We start from the raw sequence: 12,039 nt of genomic DNA, 5'->3' as shown, positions 1-12,039 counted from the left end.
TTGTCTTTTCACTTAGCTTGAGCTTGAGCTTGTGGCAAGCCACTTCATATAATTGCCATGGATCGAGCACTCCGCTAATACGCTGCTTGTAACCAGTTCTCCTTTCTTATAGCTATTTACTTTCAATTGCGGATCTCGATATTTTTCCTGTGCTGGATCAGTTTCAATGGATATATCGTAAACAGGGTGTGTTTTTGAGGCTTCTGCCAGTATCCGCTCGATACCTTCGCGCACATGTAAGGGCCCCTGTGCTAACGCAAAAGTATGCCAGGTACAGAGTGCCGTGTGCGCGGGGAGGGTATTGATAATGATGGGTAGAAGCTCTAATGCATCACCTCTGTGAACAACCATGGGCATGGGAACAGCGCGTCCAAAGGCTATGGCTGCATCTAATAACTTGTATCTATAGTTTTCTTCGGGCCAGATACAGGAGCGAAGTTGTAAGATATCGTCTTTGTTGTAAAGAGAAAGGGGAGCCAGATCAATTCCCAGGCAAGAAATAATTGAAGGTATCTCAGAGCGGGCTGGAAGCGCTGGAAGTTTTCCATTCACCTCACAGGCTATGTGGACTGCTGCAGCGTCGTTACCCCAATCCATAGGCGGAGCAGTGTTATCCTTCGCAGTATAGTGATAGCCATACTGGAGCCAATTCAAATTCAGGCCCGCGCTGCTCCCCATCTCTACCAGCACAAAGGATCTGCCTGCTTCCTGTTCCTGTTGAAAGACGCTGGCAAAGGCGGGCACCAGATTCGCGGCACGTGTGACCTCATTTGTCTGAAGCCGTGTAACTGGCAGCAGGGTCCGCAATTGATCCATGTGTTCCAGGCAAAACGCATGGAACACTGGATAGGCTTCTGCGGCAGGCCGGGGATGCGCGGTCAGATAGGGATAGTACTGAGCCAGTGGATGTTCTGGCTCTTTGAACAGGAGATAATTGACGACACTGAAAAAGGTGACATGGGGCGGTTGATTCGCCTCCACCAGGCCAAAGAGCGCCAGCAGCACGGGATCATCCTGAAGCCGCTCAAAAAGCGCGCTATATAATGGAGAAGCACTCAGGGTTTGCGCTACAAAAGCAAACCATTGGTTTCTGTTATCCGACTGAATCATGTGTGAAGCATCCTTTCTGCGATGAGTACTGACGTCTTATTAGCGCCGATGAAATCCTTTAGGGTCCGGGATCTGGTTGGGATTTTTTGATGGTTGTTGCAATGAAGAAGGGCTTGATTGTTGCATCCATGAGATCTCCTGTTGTTTGATGGTGAGCAGTTCTTTCTGCAACGACTTGATTTCTTCTATGGCTCTCTGGTGTCGCGAGAGCAGGAAATTGAGCTGTCCAGCAACGCTCCATAAAACATTGGTATTTGTTAATTGAACACGCGCATTGAGATTTCCATTGGCGACTGCGGCATGCACTCTGGAAATATCGGCAATACTCTTCTCCAATGCCTCTTGTTTATCTGCCTCCTCGCGCAGGCGCTGGGCGATATCGTGTTGCAGGCGTGCCAGTTCCTCAGCTCGTCCCGCACGTTTGATCGCAATGATACCAATATTGACCAGAACCCATATCGCAGCTGGCACAATCACATTAATCTGGATCAGGCGAAAGAGCATCGAAAAGTACATCGTGGGGAGCATTGCATTCAACGCTCGTGTATGTGGAGCGAAGGAGAGCGCATAGATACTTATGAGAATATTGAGGGCAGCCGCAAGGAAGGTATAATTGACGGGCAAGATCGTCCCGATAAAGAGAATATCGAAAAAGAGAAGAAAGAGAATATAGGTATCATTGGGAGCCAGTCCTCCATGTGTCGCCGTCGTAAACAGGGTCATACACATGCCCCCGATCATGCCCAGGGTCAGGACAATTCCCACTATATTGACCCACCCACGGCGGTTGAGAAAGATACAGAGGCCAATGGCTGGATAGAGAGTATACAGCACATTGGCGATTTGCTTATTGGGGCCGATGATTGCAACCAATCCAACGAAGAGCAGAATAAATGCGAGAAAGAGCATCAGGGCACTGGCAATGCGACCGCGTTGTACCAGTTCTCGTTGTCGAAAGGTAGCGTGCTCAGGTTCAGGTGGCGAGGTCAAACGATACCACCAGGGGAAAAACCCTTTTTGTGCTTGAAAATTATGTTCTCCTAAGACCTTATATATCAAGGATGATTCCTGAGAAGAAAATGAATTATCCATACCACATCCCGTCCTTTTCTATATTCCTGAGAAAGAGTCAATACAACCAGTGATTCTCTCGCAAGATGTCGATCATTTTTTTGATTGTCCGTTCGTCTCTACCTGATAGGGTCGCCATTTTTGCCACGCTTGTTTTCCCATCTGCCAGCGCAATGATTTGTCGTTGAAGGTGTGTGAGCATTTGTAAATGAGCCGCCGTAATCTCAGCCCGGCGGCATGGGAGCCTCTCCCGCGTCGATGATTGCCCGATGTGCATCGTTTGCGTTGTCATCGCCTGGGAAGAAGTCTCTCGTCTATTCGTCCACTCCAAATCTCCACTTCCACGTAAGGCATACAGGGCGGCCTCCCCCTGAAGGAGTGGTTGCCCTTCAGAAGAGGTGATTTCGCACGTAGCCATTTTTCCACTTATCAGAGCGATCTGTACTTTACAGTTTTTTTTCGAGATCATCGGCAAGGAAGCAACCGTTGTCTGCAGGATACCCGTTTCCCTCAGCATCCTCATCGTTTCAATGATTGCCTCAAGTGGCAATTTATAGTAGCGTTCTTGATCATTTGCCATCGTAGCTTCCTCAAAATGAGATCCAACTTAATCGTTGGGAGAAGAAGCAAAAAACAGCCTCTACTTTTCTCTCGTATGAACTCATTACGGATCTACTTTATCATAAAGTATTTTGATGTCTATAAAAATAGCATAAAGAACATTGCTGAACTCCCTACTTTAAAAATAAATCTCTGTCTACTCTTGTGTATATCAAGAACCAGATACCTTTGTCACAACATTTTTCTAGTATGCTGATAAGTAATGGTAGAAAATTTGATTTATCGTGTTTTGTTAATTAACACTTTTATTGCATCTGGAAAGTTGTGCTCCTCGATTGAGCGAGCGATCAAAAGCGCCGCTTGCTCGTAATCCCATGCAGACAGTGCTGCATTGATTGCTTCGTGTAGAAAAGCATGCATTTCATACCAGTGGGAGGCACGAACAGAGAGTTGATGCAATATATCTTCACCACATCGACGACGTGCTTCGTCGCGCATGGCTTCGGCAAAAAGCGCGTGATAGCGTTTATTTACAACATCCTCTATCCTTCTCGTTCAATCATTGGCAAAATACCGATTTACACCACAGACCCCTTGCTTGTCACGACTGCTGGGAACCCCACATCCAGAAGCGGAAAGATTGTCCCTATTTTCTACTTGAAAGGCGAAACAGGATCATCTATTCTCGCAGAGAGGCTGATGTGCCTCTGTGTTTCCTGTAAGCATGGAGCCTCTTCGCTTGAGTATTCATGCTGAGAGGCACAACAGTGTCTGAGAAGGAAGAAGCAGCAACCACGATCCCAATCAGGAGAGCAGGAAGACAAAAGGAGACACTATGTCCAGAAGAGGTGACGTTTCTCCCCGATCAGAGAGAGGGGAAGCTTCTACACCTGAAAGAGTAGATCAACAAACGGGGGGAGCTCCTCAACAGAATTTCGAGGGAATACAAAGACAAAATACGGAGTTTCTAAGAGGCCGCATCCTGGTAAGGGAAAGTCAACCAGAGTCCCCAATATCACAACAACCTCCAAGATCACTCGAAATAGAAAGATGGCGCACACTAGAGCGCACACGGCGTATGCCTCGCGAAGAGCAATGGCAAGTCTATCAGACCTTTCTGGCACACATCGAGCACGCTGCCCCGGAATTGCGGACAGAAGCTGCTCAATATATCTATGAGAAAGAAAGAGAGCGCACACTAGAGCGCACACGGCGTATGCCTCTCGAAGAGCAACGGCAAGTCCATCGGACCTTTTTGGCACACATCCCTCAAGCATTTAGAGCAGAACATGCTCGATTGATAGACAACGTAGAAATAATGCGTAATCCAGGCTTGAATAGGAGTAAAACCAGAGAAATCTCAAGCGACCCATTGGTAGAATTTGCAACTGACATACTAATGGAAAATCCTGATAAAGTATTTTCTGATAACGGGCCCAGTAATGCTCACGAACATGAATTGATATGGGCCATAATAGGTGATTTAAAAGGAGAAAGCTATCCCAGGTATGCATATTTACGACAAGAAAAGTATCAAACAAGGTATCAGGAACTGAGAGAATGGACACTCAAGGAATTCGACAAATGGCAGAAGGAAGCCCGCTACGCGGGCAGGTGAGGGGAAGAGGTCAGGGCACAGCCCTGGAACCCTGCCCTTCAAATGAAGCTTGTCAGAGTATTACCAGCAGAAACTCTGGTAAATATGCCAGGGCTGTAATAAAAAGAGGGCTGTAATAAAAAGAGAATTGGAAAGCCCTGGTATTCCAACTCAAAACTTGACTTTCGGGCAAATATGGATTATTATTTATTTAATCTTATTTTCGGAGGTATATTCATCATGCAATTATTCACAGCCAGGGTGTTGCTAAGCTAAGTGAGCTGTGTCTACAAATAAGCAAGGTCGTTGTATGCGGATCATCACTATGATTCCACTTTTATAAGTACGACCATACCCTTTCTTAGATAGGCTACAGATAGGTACTACCCTCTTCTGTAGATTTCCTTTTTGCTCTCCACAACCAGCCCACTTAGCCTCGTAGGGCTTTTTTGTTTGCCCGTTCTTCGCAGGCAGCAGCGTATTGTCTCCTGTTTAGCATCACCACTCTCCACTATCCATCATAGCCATACTTCATTGTGGGCTATCCTCTATAACGATCTTGAGCGAAAGAAAGAAAATAATTTTATGTATGTTCAGTTGAGACGTTTTTGGCGCTTACTGACTACTTATCTCAATCCGCAGCAGAGATATGTCCCCTTGCAAACACTGAAGCGCTACTGGAGGCTGTTGGTCCACTATCTGTGGCCCCAGAGGGCGCTAATGGGCCTGCTGGGTGTGATCATGTGCGGCACCATCTGCGTGCAGGTGGTCACGCCGCTGGTGGCGAGCCACTTCATTGACCAGGCTACCTCCGGCGGGGATTTACACGCTCTGTTCGTCCTGGCACTGTTGACTATAGGTCTGGCCCTGGCGGGACAGGGTCTGGCTGTCGCCGAAACTTACGTGGCCGAAAATGTGGGCTGGGCGGCTACGAACGCGTTGCGTGCCGATCTTGTCGCCCACCTGTTACGGCTGGATGCCACATTTCATACGGCCCATACGTCGGGTGAGTTGATCGAGCGGGTGGACGGCGACGTGTCCACTTTGGCTCGCTTCTTCTCACGGTTTGTGATCTATGTGCTCGGCAATGGTGTCTTGCTGGTGGGTGTGCTCGGTCTGCTCTATCATGTGGACTGGCGCGTAGGTCTGGGGATGAGCGTCTTTGCCGTGCTGACCTTGATCGCCATACTGCGCATCCGTGCTGCTGCCACACCCTCCTGGGCTGCCGAGCGTCAGGCCAGTGCCGATTTCTATGGCTTCCTGGGCGAATATCTGGCAGGATTGCAGGATATCCGGTCCAGTGGGGCTGGCGCGTTTGTGCTGCGTCGCTGTGCTGAAATGATGCGGTTGTGGCTGGCTGTGAGGCGTAAAGCGCAGATGTGGGGTTATAGCATGAATGCCACCAGCCTGGGACTGTTCGCGCTCGGTACGGCGGTCGCCTTTGCTTTGAGTGCCATGCAGTTCAAGCTTGGCACGCTGACCATCGGTACCGTCTATCTGATCTTTCAGTGTACCGAGATGCTGCGCCAGCCAACCGAGCAGATCCGCAACGAAGTACAGGACCTGCAGCAGGCGGATGCTAGTATTGCCCGTGTCGAGGCGCTCCTGAATACAGTTCCGCGCATGGTCGATGGCCCCGGCGTCGCGTTGCCATCAGGCCCGCTGGCGGTTGAACTGGACGGAGTCTCATTTGGCTATGCGGAGGATGCCCCTGTTCTGAGCGATATCAATGTGTCGCTCGCGCCGGGCCGTGTGCTGGGTGTAGTGGGACGCACAGGCAGCGGTAAGACAACGCTGACGCGGCTCCTTCTACGCTTCTATGATCCACTGGCTGGCGTCGTGCGCCTGGGAGGCGTGGACCTGCGAGAGGTTCGCATCGCGGCGGTGCGCGCACGCATTGGTCTGGTCAGCCAGGAGGTGCACCTTTTCCATGCCAGCGTGCGCGACAATCTGACCCTCTTCGACGATGACGTGCCCGATGAGCAGATTCACACTGTGCTGGATACTCTGGGCCTAACCAGTTGGTTACAGGAATTGCCGCAAGGACTGGACAGCACGCTTCTGCCAGATGGCGCCGGGCTCTCCGCCGGACAGGCACAGATACTGGCGTGCGCACGTATCTTGTTACGCGATCCCGATCTGGTGATTCTGGATGAGCCGTCCTCGCGTCTTGATCCGATGATGGATCAGTTGGTGCAGACGGCGTTGCGTCGGCTGCTCGAAGGCCGTACTGGCATCATCATTGCACATCGGCTTGCCACGCTTGCCTATGCTGACGATATTCTTGTCCTGGAGAATGGGCAGGTGCGCGAGTACGGATCGCGGCTTGCCCTCGCGACCGATCCAACCTCGCGTTTTGCCGGGTTGCTGCGAGTCGAAACTTCGGAGGTTGCACTATGAAGCCGTTCCCAACGTGGTACTATCTGCGGAAAATGATTCGCTACAGGCCCTGGCTCTACCTGCTCCACGCGGTATTGTGGGGTGTGTTTGGTCTGTCTGCACTTCTCACCGGACTGATCGTTCGCGCCTTCTTTGACGCGCTTACCAAACAGGCATCCATCTCCCTGGACACGACGGGGCTCATCGTGTTACTGGTGGTGCTCGCTGTGAGCCGTGTGGTCGTGGTGCTTAGCGCTGGCTTTGTCGAAATCCTCACGCGCTTCACCATGAGCGGGCTGCTACGCCGCAACTTGCTGCGGCACATCCTGAAGCGCCCTGGTGCCTATGCTCTGCCTTATTCCGTAGGTGAGACCATCAGCCGCTTTCGTGACGATGTCTATCAGGCCGAGGATTGCATTGATTGGAGTGATGAGATTACGGGTCATGGGCTGCTTGCTGTGGTAGCATTCCTGATACTCCTGCATATCAATGTTCTCATGGCCCTAATCACCATCCTGCCTCTTGTGCTCGTGACGGTAATCGCTCGCTGGGCGAGCAACGTGCTGGGTCGCTATCGTGCAGCCAGTAGTCAGGCCACAAGTCAGGTCACTGGAGCCATCGGTGATATCCTGACGGCGGTGCAGACGGTGCAGGCTGCCGGTGTCGAAGAGCGGGTCCTGGCGCGTTTCCGACGGCTGAACGAGCAGCGCCGGACAACCATGCTAGCTGATCGCGTGGCGACGCAAGCTCTGGATTCCATTACGGCAAACACGGTGAGCATAGGTACTGGGCTGATCATGCTGTTAGCCGCTGGTTTCCTGCGCAGTAGCAGCCTGACGGTGGGTGACTTTGCCCTGTTTGTCTCGTATCTGGGCTTCATCGCCGACTTTACAACCGGGCTTGGTCAGTTCCTGGCCCACTATCAGCAGACCGGCGTCGCTTTCGCTCGCATGGGTGTCTTGTTGGATGGTGCTCCGTCAGATGCGCTGGTAGCGCCGACCCCGCTATACCTGCGCGGACCACTACCCACCGTACCGCCTCCCGCTCGCAGCATGACCGATCGATTGACGCTCGTGGAGGCACGGGGGCTGACCTATCGCCATCCGCAGTCCGGGCGTGGTATCGACGCGGTAGACCTGCGTCTGTCGCGCGGCACCCTGACAGTGGTGACAGGTCGCGTCGGCGCGGGCAAGACAACGCTCCTACAGACCATCCTGGGCTTACTACCTCAGGAGGCAGGCGAGATCCGGTGGAACGATCACAGCGTGGATGATGCAGCTTCCTTCCTTGTACCGCCTCGTGCGGCATACACGGCACAGGTGCCGCGCCTGTTCAGCGAGACGCTCAAGCAGAATATCCTCCTGGGGCTCCCAGACGATCCTGCGCCTCTGATCGCTGCCGTGCGGGGGGCTGTCCTTGATCACGACGTGCAGACACTGGAGGCAGGATTGGAGACACGCGTGGGTACCCGTGGTGTCAAGCTTTCAGGGGGACAAGTGCAGCGCACAGCGGCGGCACGTATGTTCGTGCGAGGTGCCGAGTTGCTGGTGATCGATGACCTATCCAGCGCGCTGGATGTCGAGACTGAACAGCTGCTCTGGGAACGCATCTTTGAGCAGGAAGATGTGACCTGTCTGGTCGTCACGCACCGACGCACCGTCTTGCAGCGTGCCGATCATATTATCCTTCTCAGGGATGGCAAGATCGACGCAGAAGGGACGCTGGATGAGTTGCTCGCAACCAATGAAGAGATGGGGCGGTTGTGGAGGGGGGATGATGAGGATGGGAAGCATGAATAAATGGTGAAGACCCATCATCGGCCCCTCTTTCTCCTGCTTACAGGAAACGAGCCAGAAAGCCCTGTCCATTCATGGCAGGGATGAATGGCTCTTCCTGATTGACAACCATTAAAACATTTTGTAGACTCTCCTGTATGAAATGAAGCCATTGCAAAAAGATTCGTCTGAAGACGATGAGGCACGATACCCACCTCACGGTTGGTTGGGCTTCATGCACCACAAGAACAAGTGGTTGGTACCCAGGGGCACTCGGAAACCTGCAAACCTCGGTTTGCGCAACGCTTCTGGACATGTGGACCGCTACCTTTCAGTTGTGAGACTGATGGGCAAGTCTCATGGATGAAGGAAGAATCCCTGTGCATTTATGCCAGGGAGTGTCAAGCAATGAACTCTTGCGCAAAGAAGCGCAACGAATCCAGTTGCAGGGCATCAGGGAACCCGAGTATCACTTCCTGGACACCTGCCGCCTCTAACTCGGCCAGGCGTTGGCGAAGAGTATCAGGGCTACCGATCAGCGCGCCAGCCGCAACCGGATGGCCCAGGAGCGCGGCGGGGAATTTCGCTCTTGCCTGTTCGTCGGTCTCTCCGATAGAACAGGCAAGGGTTACTGTACGGCGGATGCTCTCGTAATCGCGCCCAATGGTCGCGCAGTGTTCTTTGATCACTGCGAACTTATGCTCGATGGTCTTCAGATCGCCAAACACATTACAGGCATCTCCGTACTGTGCAACCAGTTTGAGGGTGACCCTTTCGCCACTACCGCCGATCAGCAGGGGGATGTGCGGTTTCTGGACACCCTTGGGCTGATTGATGGCACCGCGCACCTGGTAGTATTTACCCTCAAAGGCTGCTTCTTCCTGCGTCCACATGGCCAGTATCACCTGCACAGCTTCGCGCAGTTGGCGTAGGCGTTCGGGCGCTTCAGGATAGTCGTAGCCATAAGCCCGATACTCATGCTCATGCCAACCAGCCCCGATGCCGAAGTTGAGCCGCCCGTGGCTCAGAACATCGACCGTGCTGGCCATTTTCGCCAGCAGTGCGGGATTGCGATAGCTATTGCAGGTGACCATCTGACCAATGCGGATACGCCTGGTATCACGTGCAAGGGCTGCGGTGGTGGTCCAGCACTCAAACGTTACTTCCTGCGATGGCTGCGGGATCGTGTGAAAGTGATCGACGAGCCAGGCGGACTCGAAGCCCACCTCGTCGGCGGTCTGTGTAACAAGTGTCATCGCTTCGTACGCTTCAACTGGATTCTTGATACCCGCCAGTTCCATTGTCCAGCCTTGCGGCAAGGACAAACCAAATTTCAGAGCCATGGACAATTACCTCAATTCTGCGAAAAATGGAAGAAGGACATTCTTCCTGCGCGGAGTAATTCTGTACACCTATGAATGTATTACCTTGACACAGGTGCCTAGCTTGAATATACTCTGTTCCTGATACCAGGACCAGGGTTTCTTGATCATAGGTCTCTGACTACCAGGATAAGGAGCAATTGAGATGCAGGAACATGAGCGTCGACGGACCCTCGCCAATTTTTTGCGCCAGCAACGGGCTCGCCTTTCCCCTACTGATGTGGGATTACCGCCTGGCATCCGCCGGCGAACGCCAGGATTGCGCCGCGAAGAGATCGCGCAACTTGCCAATATTGGCACCTCCTGGTATGTCTGGCTGGAACAGGGACGCGATGTGCATCCTTCGGCGCAAGTTCTGGAAAGTCTGGCCCAGGCGCTCAGGCTCACGTTGAATGAACGTCGGCACCTGTTTCTCCTCGCCGGGCAACCACTTCCAGCACCTGTTTCTCCTTTAGAGGAGAGCATCAGTCCAGCTCTCCAACAGGTGTTGGACGATCTCAACCCGACTCCCGCGTATGTCATGGGACGACGGTATGACTACCTGGCATGGAACAAAGCTGCCGATGGCCTCTTCTCCATTTCGGAAGCATCGCCCCCCTATGGGTACAACCTGATCTGGCGACTCTTCACCAGCCAGACGATGCGGGAGAACCCCAATTGGGAAATGATTGCGCGAGCCACATTAGCAGAGTTTCGTACTGCCAGCGCCAACTATCCTGAAGATAGATGGTTCGAGGAGCTGATTGAGGATTTGAAGCAGATCAGTCCTGAATTTTGTCGTTGGTGGCCCCATCACAATGTGCGTGGCGCACTGGACGGTCATAAAGTCATACAACATGCGACCCTGGGACTCCTGGAGTTTGAGCATCTTACCTTGCAGGTTCTCAGCAACCCTGATATCAAGATCATGATCTACACGCCGAATGCCGTGACACAAGCAAAACTGCAACGCTTGTTGGATACACAGGCTAGTAGTCTGTCAGGCATCATGTGATGAGAGGCGGGGATGCAAGGGGGGGCGAGCCCCTTTTTTTTGATGTCCGTTCAGGGCGGACATGGCTCTTGCGTGGGATGTTCTCAGCCATTTATACTGTGGCGGAGCCAGGCAAAAAGAGGAAGCACCAGGGCGCAAACCTGGATCAGGCGAGGCTAAGCCATAATTGGCACGAAGTAAAGTAGAAAATTAGGTGTATGTATGAAACAGTCCTGGCAAGATTTTGCGCTCGCTGAACCCGAACTCTCTTCTTTTGGCGAGCTCCGCTTGAAGAGTGGTCCAGCGTTCCTGTCAACCGTTCGTGCGGACGGAATGCCTAGAGTTCATCCTGTGACGCCAATTATTGGCGAGGGGCATCTTCTCTTGTTTATGGAGCCAACATCTCCGAAAGGCCATGATCTACAGCGTGGCTCAGGCTATGCATTGCATTGTTGGGTAAGCAGCAATGATGGCGGCGAAGGAGAATTCAGGCTGACTGGGCATGCTCATTTAACTGATAGTCCAGCCATGCGGGAGCTTGCTACTACATACGGATATCCACCGCAGGGTCACTACATTTTATTCGAGTTGACTGTCGAAAGCGCGTTTTCAACAGTGTACTCTGATACAGGTGAGCCAATACGGAAAAGATGGAAAAGCAAGCAAGGCTCTTAAATAGAAACGTGCTGAAATCAATTCCCTCGTGGCGCGTGGTAATGATCGTGACACCGCTGGCGAAGTGGCCCATCACGCGCCGAAAGCGTTCTCGGTTCACCAGGTGATGATGGTACTGATCGGTTTTGGAAGTTATGGGTTCCATGTTTCCTCCTGCATGCGTGAGACAAAGATTGAAGCAGACATCCGCACCTTCCGCCAGCTCACCCATGGTCGGCACAGGATATCCATATCGACTGTGGGTGAGCTTTCTCGGCCATATTTTTGTTCCAGAGGACGAAAGATCTACTGGCTCACGACCTCTGTGACCGGCAGACCGGCGTCGCTTTCGCGCGCATGGGTGTCTTGTTGGATGGTGCTCCGTCAGATGCGCTGGTCGCGCCGACCCCGCTGTACCTGCGCGGACCACTACCCACCGTACCGCCTCCCGCTCGCAGCATGACCGATCGATTGACGCTCGTGGAGGCACGGGGGCTGACCTATCGCCATCCGCAGTCCGGGCGTGGTATCGACGCG

General features: G+C 52.6%; 9 protein-coding genes. 5 read left to right on the top strand and 4 right to left on the bottom strand.

Going from position 1 to position 12,039, the window contains the following annotated elements; translation table 11 throughout:
* Window positions 1–12: 12 nt before the first annotated feature.
* From F1593_RS19170 to F1593_RS19160, 3 genes are read right to left on the bottom strand one after another with little or no spacing between them, the layout of a single operon-like run.
* The gene (locus tag F1593_RS19170; RefSeq protein WP_149403177.1) at window positions 13–1,110 is read right to left on the bottom strand and encodes a DUF2332 domain-containing protein; all 1,098 of its coding nucleotides are present in this window, start codon (window positions 1,108–1,110) and stop codon (window positions 13–15) included.
* Between the two features lie 39 nt (window positions 1,111–1,149).
* Complete coding sequence (locus F1593_RS19165) at window positions 1,150–2,202, bottom strand: hypothetical protein (RefSeq protein ID WP_149403176.1); 1,053 nt, start codon at window positions 2,200–2,202, stop codon at window positions 1,150–1,152.
* A gap of 37 nt (window positions 2,203–2,239) precedes the next feature.
* A complete protein-coding gene (locus F1593_RS19160) occupies window positions 2,240–2,761 on the bottom strand; it encodes a hypothetical protein (RefSeq protein WP_149403175.1) in 522 nt (173 codons plus the stop codon).
* A gap of 816 nt (window positions 2,762–3,577) precedes the next feature.
* Here F1593_RS19160 and F1593_RS19155 point away from each other — a divergent pair.
* The 3 genes from F1593_RS19155 (at window position 3,578) to F1593_RS19145 (ending at window position 8,517) form a co-directional block, all read left to right on the top strand.
* Complete coding sequence (locus F1593_RS19155) at window positions 3,578–4,360, top strand: hypothetical protein (protein WP_149403174.1); 783 nt, start codon at window positions 3,578–3,580, stop codon at window positions 4,358–4,360.
* Between the two features lie 564 nt (window positions 4,361–4,924).
* On the top strand, window positions 4,925–6,739 hold the full coding sequence (locus F1593_RS19150; RefSeq protein WP_149403173.1) for an ABC transporter ATP-binding protein: 1,815 nt from the start codon (window positions 4,925–4,927) through the stop codon (window positions 6,737–6,739).
* On the top strand, window positions 6,736–8,517 hold the full coding sequence (locus F1593_RS19145) for an ABC transporter ATP-binding protein (RefSeq protein WP_149403172.1): 1,782 nt from the start codon (window positions 6,736–6,738) through the stop codon (window positions 8,515–8,517). The genes F1593_RS19150 and F1593_RS19145 overlap by 4 nt, the downstream gene beginning before the upstream one ends.
* Before the next feature lie 377 nt (window positions 8,518–8,894).
* Here the strand turns inward: F1593_RS19145 and F1593_RS19140 are convergent, their stop codons facing one another.
* Window positions 8,895–9,836, bottom strand: a complete 942-nt coding sequence (locus F1593_RS19140) for a TIGR03560 family F420-dependent LLM class oxidoreductase (protein WP_149403171.1) — start codon at window positions 9,834–9,836, stop codon at window positions 8,895–8,897.
* A gap of 184 nt (window positions 9,837–10,020) precedes the next feature.
* Here F1593_RS19140 and F1593_RS19135 point away from each other — a divergent pair, with 184 nt between their 5' ends.
* Both F1593_RS19135 and F1593_RS19130 read left to right on the top strand, forming a co-directional pair.
* A complete protein-coding gene (locus tag F1593_RS19135) occupies window positions 10,021–10,869 on the top strand; it encodes a helix-turn-helix transcriptional regulator (protein WP_149403170.1) in 849 nt (282 codons plus the stop codon).
* Between the two features lie 201 nt (window positions 10,870–11,070).
* Window positions 11,071–11,523, top strand: coding sequence for a pyridoxamine 5'-phosphate oxidase family protein (locus F1593_RS19130; protein WP_149403169.1), 453 nt, complete (start codon window positions 11,071–11,073; stop codon window positions 11,521–11,523).
* Window positions 11,524–12,039: the final 516 nt, after the last annotated feature.

It is taken from the genome of Dictyobacter arantiisoli (genome assembly GCF_008326305.1).
GTDB lineage: Bacteria > Chloroflexota > Ktedonobacteria > Ktedonobacterales > Ktedonobacteraceae > Dictyobacter > Dictyobacter arantiisoli.
This window is presented reverse-complemented; position numbering and strand designations above follow the sequence as displayed.